15 protein-coding genes are annotated in these 16,760 nt (G+C 45.5%); 13 read left to right on the top strand and 2 right to left on the bottom strand.

Annotation, left to right across the window (positions count from 1 at the left end; genetic code table 11):
• Positions 1-37: 37 nt before the first annotated feature.
• Positions 38-3,589 carry an amino acid adenylation domain-containing protein gene (locus ACJJIZ_RS15590; RefSeq protein ID WP_444914023.1) on the top strand — a complete coding sequence of 1,184 codons (3,552 nt, stop codon included), beginning with the start codon at positions 38-40 and terminating at the stop codon, positions 3,587-3,589.
• A gap of 105 nt (positions 3,590-3,694) precedes the next feature.
• Here ACJJIZ_RS15590 and ACJJIZ_RS15585 read toward each other — a convergent pair whose 3' ends face one another.
• Positions 3,695-4,930: an MFS transporter gene (locus ACJJIZ_RS15585; RefSeq protein WP_444914022.1), complete on the bottom strand. Its 1,236-nt coding sequence runs from the start codon at positions 4,928-4,930 to the stop codon at positions 3,695-3,697.
• Positions 4,931-5,829: 899 nt separating this feature from the next.
• On the opposite strand from ACJJIZ_RS15585, the gene ACJJIZ_RS15580 reads away from it, so the two are divergent.
• From ACJJIZ_RS15580 to ltrA, 5 genes are all read left to right on the top strand, one after another.
• Complete coding sequence (locus tag ACJJIZ_RS15580) at positions 5,830-7,023, top strand: IS91 family transposase (protein WP_444913467.1); 1,194 nt, start codon at positions 5,830-5,832, stop codon at positions 7,021-7,023.
• Positions 7,024-7,095: 72 nt separating this feature from the next.
• Positions 7,096-7,422 (top strand): hypothetical protein, encoded by a 327-nt coding sequence (locus ACJJIZ_RS15575; protein ID WP_444914021.1) that lies wholly within the window; start codon positions 7,096-7,098, stop codon positions 7,420-7,422.
• A 90-nt stretch (positions 7,423-7,512) separates the two neighbouring features.
• Positions 7,513-7,749 (top strand): hypothetical protein, encoded by a 237-nt coding sequence (locus tag ACJJIZ_RS15570; protein ID WP_444895876.1) that lies wholly within the window; start codon positions 7,513-7,515, stop codon positions 7,747-7,749.
• A 141-nt stretch (positions 7,750-7,890) separates the two neighbouring features.
• Complete coding sequence (locus tag ACJJIZ_RS15565; RefSeq protein WP_444914020.1) at positions 7,891-8,292, top strand: hypothetical protein; 402 nt, start codon at positions 7,891-7,893, stop codon at positions 8,290-8,292.
• A gap of 588 nt (positions 8,293-8,880) precedes the next feature.
• Entirely contained in the window at positions 8,881-10,173 is a 1,293-nt protein-coding gene (ltrA, locus tag ACJJIZ_RS15560; RefSeq protein WP_444916214.1) for a group II intron reverse transcriptase/maturase, read from the top strand.
• 1,129 nt (positions 10,174-11,302) lie between these two features.
• Here the strand turns inward: ltrA and ACJJIZ_RS15555 are convergent.
• Positions 11,303-12,265: a hypothetical protein gene (locus ACJJIZ_RS15555; protein WP_444914019.1), complete on the bottom strand. Its 963-nt coding sequence runs from the start codon at positions 12,263-12,265 to the stop codon at positions 11,303-11,305.
• A gap of 313 nt (positions 12,266-12,578) precedes the next feature.
• Between ACJJIZ_RS15555 and ACJJIZ_RS15550 the strand changes: the two genes are divergently transcribed.
• The 7 genes from ACJJIZ_RS15550 to ACJJIZ_RS15520 all read left to right on the top strand — a co-directional run bounded on the left by ACJJIZ_RS15550 (position 12,579) and on the right by ACJJIZ_RS15520 (position 16,247).
• Complete coding sequence (locus ACJJIZ_RS15550; protein ID WP_444914018.1) at positions 12,579-12,785, top strand: hypothetical protein; 207 nt, start codon at positions 12,579-12,581, stop codon at positions 12,783-12,785.
• Entirely contained in the window at positions 12,782-12,931 is a 150-nt protein-coding gene (locus ACJJIZ_RS15545) for a hypothetical protein (protein ID WP_444914017.1), read from the top strand. Before ACJJIZ_RS15550 ends, ACJJIZ_RS15545 begins: the two co-directional genes overlap by 4 nt.
• Positions 12,932-13,016: 85 nt before the next feature.
• The gene (locus ACJJIZ_RS15540) at positions 13,017-13,226 is read left to right on the top strand and encodes a DUF2793 domain-containing protein (protein WP_444916213.1); all 210 of its coding nucleotides are present in this window, start codon (positions 13,017-13,019) and stop codon (positions 13,224-13,226) included.
• Positions 13,227-13,503: 277 nt separating this feature from the next.
• Positions 13,504-13,905: a hypothetical protein gene (locus ACJJIZ_RS15535; protein WP_444914016.1), complete on the top strand. Its 402-nt coding sequence runs from the start codon at positions 13,504-13,506 to the stop codon at positions 13,903-13,905.
• Between the two features lie 474 nt (positions 13,906-14,379).
• Complete coding sequence (locus tag ACJJIZ_RS15530) at positions 14,380-14,742, top strand: hypothetical protein (RefSeq protein WP_444914015.1); 363 nt, start codon at positions 14,380-14,382, stop codon at positions 14,740-14,742.
• Positions 14,743-14,816: 74 nt separating this feature from the next.
• Positions 14,817-15,245, top strand: coding sequence for a DMP19 family protein (locus ACJJIZ_RS15525; protein ID WP_444914014.1), 429 nt, complete (start codon positions 14,817-14,819; stop codon positions 15,243-15,245).
• Positions 15,246-15,932: 687 nt separating this feature from the next.
• Positions 15,933-16,247, top strand: coding sequence for a hypothetical protein (locus tag ACJJIZ_RS15520; protein WP_444914013.1), 315 nt, complete (start codon positions 15,933-15,935; stop codon positions 16,245-16,247).
• Positions 16,248-16,760 lie beyond the last annotated feature (513 nt).

The following is a 16,760-nucleotide window of genomic DNA, read 5'->3' as shown; positions in this document are numbered from 1 at the left end:
AATGGGCGCTGTATCATCAGGAGATACAGTTTGCGATTTGATCGAAAGACAGAAGCTAAAGAACCCTGATCAAGTCGTTATTATCGATGGCAACACAGAAATAAGTTTCGCTCGTCTGATGAAACGGGTCGATGGAATTGCTGCTGAGTTGGTAAATCGAGGAGTTGAGCCTGGTTCCTTGGTTGGTGTCTGTATGAGTCGATCCTGGGAGCTGGTCGCGGCTCTACTTGGCGTAATGCGTGCAGGTTGTGCTTATGTCCCATTGGACCCAACTTATCCGCTAGAGCGGGTACGATATATGCTCGAGCACTCCAGAGCTGCCGCAGCAATCGTCGATTGTGACGAAAACGCAAACTTATGCCTTGGCGTGAAAGAACTGGTATGGATCGATGAGTTGCGAGAGCAGGCACCGGAATTTTTACCGGAACATACCAGAGCGCAAACGAGTGATTTAGCCTATGTAATCTACACATCCGGCTCTACTGGAAGCCCGAAAGGGGTTGCTATCGAACACCGAAGCCTTATCGCACTCAGTAAGTCCATGAGTGAGCTGTTGAGCGATAGAGAGCTAGAAGGCGTTTTGGCTTCGACCTCAGTTTGCTTTGACCCCTCAGTGATGGAAATTATCGGGACTCTCTCTCTGGGCGGCCGAGTTATATTGTCGAAGAATATTTTGGAGCTGCCAAAACTTCCCTTTCGAGAGCAAGTGCGAACTTGTATCACGGTTCCATCTGCGGTTCAGGCTTTACTTTCGATAGACAAATTGCCTCAGGGAGTGCGTTGCCTGATTTTTGGGGGTGAAGTACTTAAGCAATCCCTGGTCGAGCAAATATATGCGGCGGCTGAACAATTGCGGATAGTTAATGTTTATGGCCCCACAGAGGACACGGTTTACTCAACTTATACAGAAGTTAGCCCCGATAGCGACCAAATTACGATTGGAAGGGCGGTTTCAAGTTCACGCGCATATATTTTGGATGAGAGATTACAGCCAGTTGCTCCCGGCGAGGAGGGGGAGTTGTATTTGTCTGGTGACAAGCTAGCTCGGGGCTATTTAAATGATGAGCATCTGACGGAGGAACGTTTTATACAGCAAGCTTCCAACCCCCGAATTTCCGATCAGCGCTTGTATAAAACGGGAGACCTGTGCCGATGGACAGCAAATGGAGAAATAGAATACTTGGGACGCGCCGATTGCCAGGTGAAGATTAGGGGCTATCGTATTGAACTTGAAGAAATAGAATCGGCAATTGAATCTATACCGGGCGTTGATGCTGCCGCTACTACCGTTATAGATGGCGGGGCGGGGCAAAAGATTCTAGTGGCCTATATTGTTGCTAGCGAAAAGACAATCACCGAGGTAGCAGTAAAAGAGTTTCTTGAACAGCACCTTCCTAAATATATGGTCCCCCAGTTTGTCAAGCACCTGCAAGAGTTACCCTTGCTACCTAACAATAAGCTGGATCGTAAACGATTGGCCCTCCTTGAAGCGGAGCTTGTCGTTCCAACTGAAAGCAGTTTGGCTGCAAACGATGATATTAATCGAAGCCGTGGAATGGGCGAGCACTTCGCAGGTTTATCAGTAGACAGCGAGGCAATTTTTACTTCGATTATCCGCGGTGAGATGGCTTCCATCATGAACCACCCAGATCCGGAGGTTGTGCTCCCAGAGATAGCCTTCGACAAGCAGGGCCTGGATTCGCTGACAACATTAGAATTGGCCAGCCGGTTGAGTCATTGCATTGGACACGCCCTATCTGCGCAAACAATCTTCGATTATCCCACGCCGAAGCTATTGGCTGGCTATATGCTTGATTTGACGGAAGGTAAGATCAGTAGTGAGTCAGCTAATGAGGTTGCCAAATCTGAAATTGATGCGCTGGCTAACTTCCAGTCCCAGCTCCAGTTGAGCCATCCAACTTTTCAGGCCGCAAAGGCGTCATCCTGGTCTGCTTCTGACAAAAGTAAGTTGGTGCAGGCGGTGATAGCCATGGCTAACAACCAGAAGAGGAATCCTTACAGTAAGGTTTTACGGACAGGTAGTGGGACCCACGGCACTGTTACAGATGTTTATAACGATGATACCCAGGATGCAATTATTTGGACGACCAATCTCTACCTTGGCTTGAATAGGGATAAAGAAGTTATCGAACAAGCATCATCTGCTGTACAGCTTTTCGGAACAGGAATGGGCACTTCAGCGGCGGCATCGGGCCTGACGGACCTTCACCTCCAATTTGAAACGGAGTTTGCTGATTTGGTGGGCAAGTCTGGAGCCTGCTTGTTTCCAACGGGTTATACGGCCAATGTTGGGGTGGTGGCAGGAATATTAGGTAAAGATGATGTTGTGGTTATAGACCAACTTTGCCATGCCTCAATTGTTGACGGTGCCCGTCTCAGTGGTGCCAAAATTAGAACTTTCCAACACAATAATGCCTCTGATCTGGAGTCGGTGCTGGAATCTGAAGCGTCTCCCTACCGAACGACGCTAGTGGTTCTCGAGGGCGTTTACAGTATGGGGGAAGGTGCTGCGCCGGTAGCTGAAATCGTACGTGCAGCAAAGAAATACAACGCCTTGACCTTAGTTGATGAGGCACACTCATTCGGTTTTTATGGTGAGCGTGGTGCCGGTATCTGTGCGGCTCAAGGTATTACTGATCAAGTTGACTTTATTATGACAACACTCAGTAAGTCGCTCGGTAGCCTTGGGGGTGTGGTTGCTGCGAGTAAGGAGTACGTTGACTTGCTGAGGTCCTCAGCCAGGGCATATATCTTTCAGGCTTCTATCAGCCCTGCAGATATTGCAGCCGCATTGACTGCCTTGCGTCGGATTAAATCTGACGATGGACTGCGTGATCGATTGTGGGATACGACCCGCTATATGCGCCGGAAATTCGAGCAGGCCGGATACGACTTGGGAACAGGTGATGGGCCTATTATCACGCCCCATTTTAAGGATAAAGATAAACTATACGGGATAGTCCAAGCGCTTTATCAGCGCGGTATTCAAACCTCGGCTGTCACTTACCCGATAGTTGAGAGCGGCCGTGGCCGCCTGAGGCTGATCTGCTCGGCAGCTCACACCAGGGAGGATGTTGATAGAACCGTGGAAGCTCTTATTGAGGCTGAAAAAGAGGTTGATGCCCGATCCCAGGAAGCAAAAGAGGAAGCTATGGATTTGGGGCAAGCCCTCGCTGAAATTGGTGAGTGGGCAAATACCTTTTCTAAATTCCTACAGGAATATATCAATCGACTATCCAGCCCCGTGCCCAACTTGTGCTTGTCCGTGAGTGTTACTGAACAGTTTGAGCCGGTGAGAATTTTAATTGATGGTGGCAAAGTAACCTTGAGCGATCTCTCGGTCAACGACGTTCCTTTTTGCTCAGTAACGCTAAGAAACCAGAGGTCTGTCACGGCCTTGCGGCTTCACGATGTTCAGTCGCTGCTTGATGATATTTGTACAGGTAGCTGCACCTTAAGCGGTCAGGTTGAGCCATTTATATGGTGGATCGCCCGTATTCTAGATTTAAGTGGGGAGGTAAATAACCCTATAGACTGTGGATTAGCTAGAGAGCAGGCGGTTCATTAACTAATGAGGGGCGAGATTTAAAGTTATGGGCCTTTCAGTTTACCCTGATGGGCCCATGTCTGGTGTCACTGGCAGAGTAGGTCGGTTACATATTTGCCTGGTTTTTCACTTTGCTACGCCAGGGAGTTTGCGCCAGCTCCAGCGGATTAAAACAAATACTAATATCGATGCAGCTGCTGTAATGTAAAACGGTAAGCGGATATCAACTTCCATTGCCATGCCCCCCGCGAGTGAAATCAAGCTTGCTACCAGCGTGAAGCCCGCAGTAGCTATTCCCATCACCCAACCCTGTTCCGTTTCATCGACACTATTGGCGAATATATTCAAGAGGGCGGGGTAAGCGAGCCCAAAGCAAAGGTACGCGAAGAACACACTGAGATAACATAGCCAAATATGGCTGCTGAATACGAAGACTAACGCGCTCGCTCCCATCACTAAGGCGGAAACTGTAACTACCAGGGCTTTAGTCCAGCGGGACAAAACAGGCTTGACCATAAAGAGGCTGGAAATTGCCACCGCAATACCCATAGTCAGCATGGCCATACTGGTTATTAGCAGGCCTGCTTGGAATCTACTGCTTAAATAGTTTGTGATAAATATATAAAAGCTGAGATGCAGCAGCATGAAACAGAGGTAGGCAGGGCAAAGTCGGACAACCCGAGGACGGTCCTTCAGATGTATAAACTGAGTAAATAGATCCAGAAAGCGAAGCCTAAGCTGCATCGGGGCTTGCCGGGTATCGTGATAAAAGGTCAGGATCAAAAACAAAGTAATAGCGACAAGTACCAGAGCAAAGTAAAAGGGCAGTTGGATACTGGCTATGCTCCCCAATAGCTCCCTGTCTGCCAGGACTCCTGCCATAATCGGCCCAGCTACAGCCCCAGCACTCATTCCGGCTACCAATAACCCTAGGTTCTTGGAGGCTTCCAGCTCACTTTGGCTGGCATCAATCATTGCTGCTTGAGCAATAGGTTGGTTTCCCGCAGTAAAGCCGCTGATCACTCGTCCTAGAATAAGAAGCCAAAGGCTATTGCTTAGCAAAGAGAGAACAGTGATCGCGTATCCGGCCATAGCCCCCACCAGACACAGCACCATGGCAGTTTTGCGTCCGATACTGTCAGACAGTTTGGCGATATATACGGACCCAATAAACCACGCCAGAAAGAAGCTGCCGATCACAACTCCATAGTACAAGTGCCGAGTTGATTGTGGCGTATCAGTAGGTAGGAACTGGAATTTTGTCGACATAACCAATTCATTGATGATCGGGAACAGCAATCCCTGACCCATCAGATCTACAAAAACTACTGCCAAAAGGGCTAAACGGCACATGACAGACATAACCACTTCCTCCCCCCAGCTTCAGCTTTGCTGCTTAAAGCAAGATAGCAGGTGGTGAATAGTTGACGGAGCCTGTCATTGAGCAGCGTAAGCCAGGTAAGAGCGATAGAGCTATTTGAGACTAAGCGCACGGTTAGTTGCCCGGGAATAAAGGCGGTTAAGACAGTTGAGGCTTGCTCTATATATCAGAATTCAAGAGAAGCTTCTCCTATTTCTGGAAATGACGATCTATCTCTTTGATTTTTATAGGGTTGATAATGTTATTAAGAGCAGAAAAAGCAGGTAGATATATAGCGCCTGCTTTATATCTACCTGTTGAGAATTATGTCAAAGCTCTTGACTTCCTGATATTATTGGGTTTTTGAGGTTATCTTGAAAGAAGTGAGTAGAATTATATAGAAGGGTGATATAAAGACGCTTCTTTTGAATTAACTGTTATTGGTCGCTCGCTCCAGTTTTGCGGGGGGTCAATAAAGGATAGCAGGTGATTATTAGTTTGCTGTATAAAAAAACAGTATTGGCGGGAAAGCCCATAGCCAACGGTTCGACCTTCATGTAAGCTTCGAAGCTTCAGCGACGCTCGCATAACGAAGTTAATGCGGACGGCACAGCCGCTTCGAAGCAAGGCCGCGAACCTAGTGCTGCTAGTTTCTCTCTCCGAATCGTGGTAGACAATAAAAGAAAGATATTTGTAGTGAATTTGTACACAGTGCCACGAGCAACAAATAACAACCCGATTATGCGGAAACCTAAAAGTTGTCATTCCCTTTGCTTGCGCAAAGGCACTGCCAACTTTCTTAACGGTTCCGCATATCTATTTTCGTTGTACAAACCCGCTGCGCGGGAGTGGTGCCACTTTTAAATTATAAGAGGCATTTTAGAAAATGCATAACCGGGTATTGCAAAATATATTTTCTGCGTACAGTGGTTATTTATCTAAAACTGCGCAACCACTAAAAAATTTAAAGGCTATCTCCTCGATACAAGAATGCCGTACAAAATCGATGGGAAGCAGTTATTATCGTTGTAAGCACAACCATGTCACTGAGCAGCATCATTCTTGTAGGCATAGAAGTTGCCCCCTTTGCTCAGGCAGAAAACAGCTCCAGTGGGTTGATCAGCAGCGTCGTAAATTATTTGATACAGAACATTTTCATGTGGTCTTTACTATACCTCATGAGTATCTGCCGATATGGCAATACAACGAGGAGAAGCTTACAGATATACTCTTTTTGTCGAGTAAAGAAACGCTATTTGAATTGATGGCAAGTAAGGACTATCACGGCGTAACCCCCGGGATGCTTATGGCTCTGCATACTTGGGGAAGACAGTTAACTTTACATCCACATATACACTGCCTGATCACCGCTGGCGGTTTGACTTTAAGAGAAAACTGGAAAGAAACAGGTGAGTATTTATTACCTGTGCGAGTGGTTAAGAGTCTTTATAGGGGAAAGTTTCAAGCGCTGTTACTAGAGCAGTATCGTGCTGGGCTAATCAAGCTGCCTCCCAGTTGGCCCATTGGCCAGTTTGATATTCTCTTTAAAGCTTGCTATCGCAAAGAATGGTCAGTTCGTATTCAGGATCGATATGAGCATGGACAAGGAGTGCTTCTGTATTTTTCACGATATATCAAAGGTGGCCCGCTGAAGCCAAAGCAGATATTAAACGTGGATCATAAGGAGCTGGAATTTCGTTATTTTGATCACCGTGACCAGCGACGCAAGCGACTAAGATTAAAGCCTCAGGAGTTCTTAAGACGTGTCTTGCAGCACATACCTCCAATAGGAAAACACATGGTACGGAGTTATGGGTTATATGCTGGGTGCAATAAGAAAAAGCAAGATCTATGTAGTAATCAAGTGGGTTTAATGAAAGATCAACGACTCCCAGCTGGATTGCAAATCCAAGATCTGGTGGTAGAGTGTGGGCAGTGCCATGAATCTACAAAGTTGACTGGCAGAGTGTGGTCTAAGGCGAAAAAAGGAATTTCCTTTATAAAGAGGGCGGCTCGGCAAGATAGTGCCGGCGGGAATGTACAACATGGCGATGAACCAGACACTGCAGGAATGGGCCTCTTTAGTTCGGCCTAAATTCAATGCCAAGTCATTTTTTTACCGCCTGCAGTGCAGGTTATCTAAGCGTTTTAGGTGCAACCGTAAATCATGACTAGAAGAATATTCTTACTCTTTATAACGATTGCTCTCATGGCTTGCTCAAATACCCCGTATCACGTTGAGCTTGATTCCATTTCTAAAAAAGAGCGAACGGTTATTAAGCATGGCGAGGGAGCTTACTACTTTGTATACACCCGCCATCGATTCACATCTGCGGATGATGTTGACGGCTTTGAGAAGTACTATGCCGACATCGATAGATATATAAATACAAATATGTCACAGCATGGCGACTGTAAGTATATTAAGGAAACTCTGTCATATTATGATGAAGGTGGAAATGTCAGTGTATTGGTCATCTGCAAAAGCACCTAACAAAACGTGGCAGCAAGGGCGCTGCGCGCCGGGACAGCTTACACTGCGTTCCAGCTGCCCCTGCACTCAGCGTTATAACGCACACTCACTATGAGAGATAAATTCGGCGGCGCAACCCTAGCTTTAGCAGGCTTCTTGCTAAGCATGCTAACTATTATCGATTCAATTGATGGTAGCTTTACTTACGCAAGTAAGATGAATGGTATCATCGAAATTACACTCGCCCATGGTGCTATGGATTTCTTTTTTAGCCTTTTTGTCCAGGTATTCATTGGTTTGGCTGTGGCCACACTCGGCTTAGGTATCTACTTTAAGCCCAAATTTTAGCCTCATAACAAAGCCATCAACCACCGCCCGCACACGGGCTTGACGCTCACTGCGTTGCTTCAGTTGTGCTTTATCGCTACGCTAGCACAACTAAACCAACTCCGTTCCCGCCGGTTATGGCGGCGTTAACTGTATTCGAACATGAGCCAGTTTTTACTCGCAATTATAGATCTCAAGCCTACAACTGATGTTTCAGACATTACTTTTGTGCCTGCCAGCGAAGCACAGGAAGTATTCGGTGAAGTAGTCGACTACTACGGTATTGATCAGTCTCATGCATGGGCAGTTTTAGATGAAACTGGTGATACTACAGACAGTATATTTTCCGAAGCTGGACTTCAGTTGTCACAAGGCGATCCTTTAAGTTCTACTCAACTTGGAAAGTTATTAGGAGAGTTAATATATAAAGGGGCAAAATTCATTGCTTGGTATGCTTGTGAGTATCAAGACCTAGAGCAAACTGATAGTGTCATTGATCTAATTGAGATCTTGAATAAAGAGTTGCCGATAGGCTCTGGGGAAATTTACGTTGAATATAGGTAAAACAGTTAACAAAGCAAGGCATTGGACGCAGCTAAAGCTGCGCCCATGCTAGCGGCGTGTTTGCCAGGCATGGCATTTAACTAGAGAGGTGGAAGTCCTCTTACCAGGTATTCGTGGAGCCGAAGGTTAACGAAAGGGCAAGGTCAATATCGCGAGGTATTGGCTGGAGGAAGCCCAACGCAAATTCACGGGGTGATGAACAAGAACTGGATATGAGGTGTGACGCAGGTGGAGCCAGTGGGCACGTGACCATAAAGCTCTCCATCCACAACTGGCCTGCGTTTTATAAATCCAGCATCTACGTGAAGAAAGTTAAATGTCTTACCCTGGGAGGTCTATGGGTTGTTAATGGAATAACTGAAAACTGAGAGATTGGTTTTGACCGACCCATAGAAGTCAGCAGAGGGCATAGTAGGTAGATTTCGTGTTACTGACGGCCTGAACAATTCTGGACAGTATTATTAATGCAGAGCTTGATGACTGCATCTGACAAGTAACTTAGTTGCCAGGAAAAAAATATTTTTTTTTGGGGGGTGAACATCAAACTGGAAACTTAATCATACATTGTCCAATTTCCCATCTCTTTTAATGCAGCGAATTCTAGATAGGAATAATCTGTTTCGAGCATTACAACAAGTTTCTCGTAACCAGGGTGCGCCAGGTCTCGATGGTATGACGGTAAAACAGTTGCCGGAACATCTTAAGCAGACTTGGATTGCTACCCGACACAAGGTGTTAAGTAGTAGCTATCGTCCTCAACCGGTGAAACGCGTCTTTATACCAAAAGGCAATGGAGGCCTGCGTCCATTGGGTATACCCACTGTGCAAGATAGGTTGATCCAACAAGCTATCGCACAGATACTCAGTGAGCAATGGGAGCCGAAGTTTCATGCTCTTAGTTTTGGTTTTAGACCAAATCGATCGGCACACCAGGCGATTAGACAGGTTCAAAACTTTGTCCGGCAAGGAAAGCGCTGGACGATCGATATGGACTTGAAATCCTTCTTTGATGAAGTGAATCATGACAGGCTCATGCTAACACTGAAGCAAAGTGGAATACCGGCTGATGTGCTGGGGTTGATAAACCGATACCTAAAAGCGCCAACGGTAGTCGACGGCAAGGTAATAGCTACAACAAAAGGCGTCCCGCAAGGTGGGCCGCTATCTCCGCTTCTAGCTAATATTGTGCTTAATGAACTGGACTGGGAGCTGCACAAGCGGCAACTCAGTTTTGTGCGATATGCCGATGATTTTCAAATACTGGTGGGAAGTCGTCGGTCTGCAGAGCGGATAAAAGTAAGCCTTACGCACTTCATCAAATGTAAGCTGAAGCTCACAGTAAATGCTGAGAAGAGTGCAGATGATCACTTCTGGAAGCGGAGCTTTCTAGGATTTAGATTGCTGAAGAAAGATGCCCGGATCAAGGTATCAGAATCATCGATGAATAAATTGAAGGCAAAGATCAGAATGGTCACCCGCCGAACACGAGGCCGCAAGTTTACTCAGATCATAGAGGAGTTAAAGAAGACCCTGCTTGGTTGGAAAGCGTACTTTGACATCAGTGAAGTACTGAGCCCTCTGAAAGATCTGGACAAGTGGATAAGGCGGAAGTTGCGATGTTATTTATGGAAGCAATGGGGACGTAGTGGTTACCGCAGATTAAGAAGGCTGGGTGTTGATCGCTTTTTAGCGTGGAACACGGCCAAATCAGCACATGGATCATGGAGGCTAAGCAAAAGTCCTGCCCTTTACAGAGCATTGCCAAATAGATACTTTAGGAGCTTGGGGCTGCCGGAATTGGCAGATAGGAAGGGGAATAGAATTGAACCGCCATGGTACGCGATCCGTATGCCTGGTGGTGTGGGAGGAGAGGCATCGTGAGGTGCCTCCCTATCCCGATTATACGCTTCGGATAAAATGAACAACAAAGCTCTTAAATGGATTTTACTCCTATCCTACTTAGTCATTGCAATTTTGGCAGCGAGTCATTATTCCTGCCCCGCAGATAAAGGTAGGCCATTTGTTCTGTTTCTTAGCTTTACCTATTTAGTAAATTTAAATATTAATTTCTTCTTAAAGTTACCCATGAATGTGCCTCATGTACCAGAGGCAAGATATGTATCAAATTTTGGCATGAGACGACGTTTAATCCTAATTACATGGTGTATGTTTATGGCGGCAATAGTGTGGGGTGTAGTAGATGATTTTAGCTGTAACGTATAACAAGGCGCTTAACACGTGTAGCACTGCGTGCCACACTGGGACAGTAACGCAGCGGCGCTTCGCGATTATGCCGCTACGTTACTGCCCGTTAGCTTAGTGTTCAGGCTGTAGAAAAACTAATTTATGTCTTTGCTTTCTTAGTTGTGATCAAATATTAACCATAAATGGTGATTCTACGTGAATTCTGATCTAGCTTTCACTGATGAGTAGGCTATTTTTCACGTAGAAGCACAATACGAAAAGAGGGCTGAGTTTTTCTACACCCTCGTTATGGATCTCGGAGAGTAAGGTGAAGGAAATTCAACCAATTCTTATTGTGGGCTTGCTTCTGTCGGTGCTAGTTTGGTTTTTTCTTTGCTATCGTCTATTTAAAATATTAGAAACGAGGCATTCCGAAAAATACGAAGCTATGGGAAAGCCCAGCCTCATTATGAACAATTCTATTTCTAATAACATTGCTTTCATGAAGTTTCTCCTTAGGCGAGAATGGCGCCAAATGGATGATTCGGGCCTAGAGAAACTGGGTAAGTCCATTTTGGTTTTATTTTCTATATATGTGGTAGGTTTTTTAGCCCTACTCCTTTCGGTCTCATTGTCCTATGTACCATAACAAACCCAAGCAGGATGCTCCGGTCCTACGGCCCTCCGCGGGACGGCTTCCGCTTCGCTCCAGCCGCCCCTGTTGGGCGCGTTATACCTATTTAAAAAGCATCTCTTTTACCCAAAAACAGTCAAACACCCATAGCTGCTAATAGGGAGTACAGTGTTGAATCGTCAACCTTATCCGCTATTGAAAAATCACGCCCATATTGCCAGTACCAGATTGGAGGGCAGTTGCAGAATTACCGGATGTTGCCTGACCGATTTCATGCACATTAGATGTGCCAATCTGGGATTGACTGGCAAAGTTGGATATCCCCGTCTGATTGGTTAGTGCCATATTCATCATGCCAGTTTGGTTGGTATCAACTATGCCAAAATCAGAAGCATCTTGATTAACTTCCGACATATTCATCATGCCTGATTGGAATACGCTCACAGTATTGTTATTTGAATTATTTAACTGTGTAACAATGCCATCATTGCTATCTCCTTCTTGTTGAATAAGTAAGCTATTAAAGTCGCCGTCGTTTTGAGCCATGCCAGCGATATTAGCAGTTCCATTCTGGATCATAACTGAGGTATTTGAGGTACCGCTAGATTGGAAACCAATAGCACTATTGGCCATTCCTGTCTGGTTCACTATAAAACTGTTAAAGGAGGTATTGAGTTGAGTATTACCGGAAATTTGGGAATCTCCAGATTGCAATACAGAAATAGTATCGCTATCTGACATTATCTGCGCACCGCCATAGCTATTGGTATCCCCAATTTGGTTAACAAAAACAGTACTTAACTGAGAGTCAACTTGCGACATGCCTACCTCATTAAGATTGCCCTGCTGAATTGCCGTAATCTGGGTAGAGTCACTGTTATTTTGTAGTAAGGCAGGAGCGGTATTTAGATTTCCAGTTTGAATATGAATAATAGTGCCATTTTGAGTGGCATTCTCCTGTACCGGTGCAGATTCGTTGAAATCACCATCCTGGGTGATTGCGATCAAACTGTCCATCGTTGCGGGATCACTTTGGTCCGGGTTAGCCATATTACCATTTCCATTCTGGTTCACTATGGCAGTATTCCCATTTGCGAATGAATACCCACTAATTACTAAGAAGATAGCTGCCGCTATCGGGGTGAAAGCTTTCATGATGATCCCTTAAAAATCAAGCGATTAATTTTGTTACAGACTGTTGATCGATTTGGGACTCAGCTGAACAGCTAATTAGGCGGAGAATGCTCTCAAATCTTTGTCATTAAAGTTGAAGTGGAGTCACCAATATAGGATTTCATCCTTAGAGAGTTCCTACTGCTTGTCTGGCTGTCTAGGTAAAATAGAGGTGACACGGGAAGTATAGGGCTGGATTGCGGTAGTTATCTTTAGGAAGATGATCTCAAAAAGCTGGGAATAAAGTTTAAACATATAGGGATAACTAGTTTAGTAAGAAATTCCTATATTTATATTGTTTATAGAGTGCCAGGCTTGGCAATTTGCCTACATCATCGACGACCGCCACTGTACTGGTACGATTGTGCGATCTGCAATCACGCAAAAGGCTGAGCCCGCAAGCTCCGAAGCTCAAGCCGTCGCTGTGCTCAAGTGCGTTATTGCCGTGATTGATGATCAGAACAGCGTGCAGACCGATGCCCGATGGATCGGGTCTATGTGACAACGAAGACACTCACCACAGATGCAGGGCAGGCGGTCAATGTGATTGACGAGGCAGCGGGCCTTGTTTCTGACTGCATTGGTGAAGTGGCGAATCGCATGGTCGTGCATAGTTCTATTGCAGTGATGGCGATTCCGAGTGGGTGAGTATGGTTGCAATTAACTGCGGTGAGCGAGTTTATGCGGATGATGATGGTGAGTGGGGTGTTTGTAACAATGAACTTACGCGCTTCTGCAAATCGAAGTGCAGGGCATCCAAAACGATCCCCCCGACGATGGCGACCGCTACATAGTTGCCACCGGTAGCAATGAGTGGGCAAACCAAAACGGCCAGCTGGCCCGCTACGTGGCGGACCCTGGCTACTGGCAATTTTTCCCGGCAAAGGTTGCGCTGAATCAGGCGGACGGCCTGCTGTATATTAACGGCAGCAACGGCTGGTAGATGCTGGCGGCGTTAAACAATATTTTCTGGGATAACCAAGTCACTTAGCCTACTTTGTATATCTGGGATCAAAAGCATCCTCATCTATGCACAGGAAAAAAAGGCGTTAACTATTTGACTTTTAAGGGGGTTCCAAAAATATATATGGCACCCAAAATGTCTGGGTATAATGCAGCTGCAATATACCCATTTATGTACATTGGTGCCAACTGTCGATAGGTTAATGTTACTTAAAGGCTTTTTATATCGTGGTCGAAGGAAGTTTGTGGGTATAGTGATGGGTGATATATTTCAGCTGCTTTTGAATACACTGTTAAGCGTTCAAGGAAGAGCATTGAGGATAGCTACCATATTAGCACTAGTAATAATTAGCAATCCTGCTTGGGGGAATAGTCTTAATACAGTCAAGAAAATACAGGAAAGTATTTCTGCTAATCTATCGCAAGGCGATAGTAAGGACGTAATTGAAGAATATTTAGCCTCAGCTAACATTGTGTATTCTTACGATAAGTATTCTTTTAGATATCAGGCCGTAGTACGAGAAAATGAGGCTGACTGTAACGTTGAATCTATATTTCTTTGGCTATTCTATGAATGTGCCATTCAAATATATATCAACTTAAATGAGCGAGGGGACTACAAAGGTCATGAGGTTTTCCAAACTTATTCTGGCTTATAGCGTTGCAATGCTTAGCAAGTACAAGCAGGTTGCTACGGGCCTTCGGCCGCCCCGTTAGGCAGTAAACGAATCCATGACTTCTCTAGATAAAGCGATAAGTAATCTTGGGATTAAACGCACCATAAAATTCTCTGGCAAGCAGATTAAACTAGCCTGCTTACTTCGGGAAGAGGATAGGCGCCCCTTACAAGCAGACTGGTGGAAAGGTAAGCAATCAACCCTGATCGGAGTTGATGATAACGGCAATTTTTTGGTCAGGCATTGTGGTGGCTATATATTCTATTGGTGCCATCAGGCACAATCCGAAGAGGTAATCGCAAAGAGCGAGGGTGAACTCCTCAAATTAATCGAGTTCGGAGAGTAGCCCATGCCTAATAAATGCAGCAAGCAACGCCCAAGCAAGCTTAGGTTGGACCTACATTCCGCAGCTTCGCTGCTACATTTCGGACCGTGTTGGCGGCGTTAGGAGTCTCGATGGATCAAGAATTTGAAAATTTTAAAAAGCTATATGATGAAGAGCTCCGCCAGGAAACACCGACTGCTGATTTTATTGTGGACGCAGCTTTTAGATTTCTCACGAAAGGAAATGTAATAGATATTCTCGAACTTTTAGCCTCAGACGAGATTGGGGCCAATGAGATGTTCTGGAAAGAAATTAACAGATCGCCAGTCTCAGACGAAGACTGGGAGGAGTGGGTTTATATAGTGGGGGAGGTAAGCCATGAAGAGTATAAGAAAAATATGCGAGAAAAAATCGAACTCGTGAGGAATAATATTGATCTGCTAGAAAAAAGCTGCAATTCAATGTTCAGGCTCAGTGATGTGTGGAGCTCCTGACAAAGTGCTGCTAGGGCCAAACCTACGCCACGCTCCGGTTTCCCCAGAGCACGACGTTAAATGTACAGAGAGCTATGACAGAACAATTTGACAAGTTGATGGGGCTAGTTAATCCAATAATTGATAAGTATTTGGAGACTGGATCAGAGAGTCTAAATGAGCATGAGCTAGTGCTAGTTAGTGTATGGGTGTTGGAAGCGGAAGTGAATAACGGAGGGTTTAATCAGTTCTTTTGGAATTCCGCTGGAGATATCTCCAGCGAAACTGTTGCGTCTTTGCATAAAATTGGTGCGTCAAAAACGGCTAGCATTGTCGAAGCGGCGAATGCTAGTTTTGGTGAGATGGGTCCACCTAAAGACCGAGAAGTTCGTCAACAGGAACTTGTGGCACTTGAGGAAAGTGGGGCTTTAAAATTAGATTCACTAGATTCTGATTTTTATAAATATCCTAACGACTTGGAAGAGTTGATGTACGCATATGCAAAAAACAACAATCTCCTGTAAAACATTTAACAAAGCTAGACAAATTCGCGCTTCGTGCTGGACCTCGTCGCTTAGGCTCCTCAGCCTTTGCTAGTGGCGTTAACACTCATGGATAGATTGGTGGTTAGATCCCTCAGTATTATCTTCTTTCTGTTGCTCGCTTATGGGTGCACACAAAGCGGTCAGGTGGTAGATTCTTCGGGCGTAGAATACAGTGAATATTTTCAGTGTCTTATCTACTCAGAAGACAATACCATCAGCTTTGACGCATTCATCACCCTGGGTAAAGAGCGCCTACCAAATACATATGCTCTTTCCCCGAGCCAAGAGAAGTACCTCTCATCCCCGGACACTATTCTCTCGGTGAATGAAGTCTATATCCGAAATCATAGTGAGGATCCAGTTCAGCTGTCCAATTTAGTTATTGGGGAAGGGGTAGGAAGCTTCACTAGGCAGTACCAACCTCAAGCAATTAGGGTGGCATCAGGGGCAGTGGTCTTATCTAGCCCTATCGTAGATGTCACATCAATATATGGTCCGTCCGAATTACCATGCAATATAAGCTACGAAATCCAGGGAGAGTCCTACGCACTCACAGGTAAATGGAAACGGCTTACCATCAGAGAACTTAAGCGTTAACAAAGCAAGGCATGGGACAAAATGCTGCACATTTCGCCTATGCTCGTAGCGTTAACCAAAAAATAAAGCATGATTTCTGAGAGAGAAAATACGATTATTGCGGCAGCATTTGAATACTGGATCGAAAAGTGGGGCTCGGAATGTCCGACTTTGTTTGGCTTTGAGAAAGAAACGCTGGAATCGATAAGCGCCGCTTGGCCACAAAGTATATCGGAGTGCTCATATGAGTGTGCATTAGCCATAAATAGTTCATTCGGTGAAATCTTGTATGGAGCTTCTGCGCTAAACGTAACTAAGTTCCATTCTATCTTGGGTTTTGAGCGTAATGAGATTGAAGTGTTGTTTAAAGCCCTTCGGTCAGAATTGGAGCGTAAAATTGGTTAACAAGGCCAAGTGGCATCGACTCTCCGGGGCTGGACCTCGCTACGCTCAGCCGCTGTTGGGAGCGTTAGTGCGTCAAGCTAAGCTTGATGCTTCTTGCAGGGTGGAAGTCCCTGTCGGGTAAGGCCTAACCAGCCACCCGTATCGAGTGTTGCGCGTAGGGCGGAGCAGAAGGAAAAAAAATATACTCATTTTTTTCTCACTGTGAACAAACTATGTGAAGCGTACACAGAGAATTCTATAGGCCATAGGGGTTATCGTGATCCTGAAGTGCTGGTATCGCTCCGATAATAAAGTGAGCTCCGATCGACGAGATGTGTAACGCCATCGAAGTCCAGGCAAAGCAACCGCATTGGTGAGGTTGTGGCGGATCGGCGGGGTTATCAAGCCATGGCATGTAGAAAGAGAGGTATTGAGAACTTGAGAGATCCGAGCAGGTTCCTGAAGGAGCAGGTAGGGAAGTTAAGCCTAATGGTGAAACCAACGAAGACCACTCGGAAGTCGGATCAGCTCATA

The sequence above is a fragment of the Microbulbifer maximicatervae (SeqCode) genome (genome assembly GCF_052467225.1).
The sequence above is the reverse complement of the archived record's forward strand: the minus strand, read 5'-3'. Positions and strand labels throughout refer to the sequence as shown.

Bases quoted from the DNA above. Each gene is read 5' to 3' on its own strand.
- ACJJIZ_RS15565 (WP_444914020.1), top strand. From the start codon at position 7,891: ATGAGCCAGTTTTTACTCGCAATTATAGATCTCAAGCCTACAACTGAT.
- ACJJIZ_RS15535 (WP_444914016.1), top strand. From the start codon at position 13,504: ATGGGTGATATATTTCAGCTGCTTTTGAATACACTGTTAAGCGTTCAA.
- ACJJIZ_RS15585 (WP_444914022.1), bottom strand. From the start codon at position 4,930: ATGTCTGTCATGTGCCGTTTAGCCCTTTTGGCAGTAGTTTTTGTAGAT.
- ACJJIZ_RS15570 (WP_444895876.1), top strand. From the start codon at position 7,513: ATGAGAGATAAATTCGGCGGCGCAACCCTAGCTTTAGCAGGCTTCTTG.
- ACJJIZ_RS15525 (WP_444914014.1), top strand. From the start codon at position 14,817: ATGACAGAACAATTTGACAAGTTGATGGGGCTAGTTAATCCAATAATT.
- ACJJIZ_RS15575 (WP_444914021.1), top strand. From the start codon at position 7,096: ATGACTAGAAGAATATTCTTACTCTTTATAACGATTGCTCTCATGGCT.
- ACJJIZ_RS15530 (WP_444914015.1), top strand. From the start codon at position 14,380: ATGGATCAAGAATTTGAAAATTTTAAAAAGCTATATGATGAAGAGCTC.
- ACJJIZ_RS15555 (WP_444914019.1), bottom strand. From the start codon at position 12,265: ATGAAAGCTTTCACCCCGATAGCGGCAGCTATCTTCTTAGTAATTAGT.
- ACJJIZ_RS15520 (WP_444914013.1), top strand. From the start codon at position 15,933: ATGATTTCTGAGAGAGAAAATACGATTATTGCGGCAGCATTTGAATAC.
- ltrA (WP_444916214.1), top strand. From the start codon at position 8,881: ATGCAGCGAATTCTAGATAGGAATAATCTGTTTCGAGCATTACAACAA.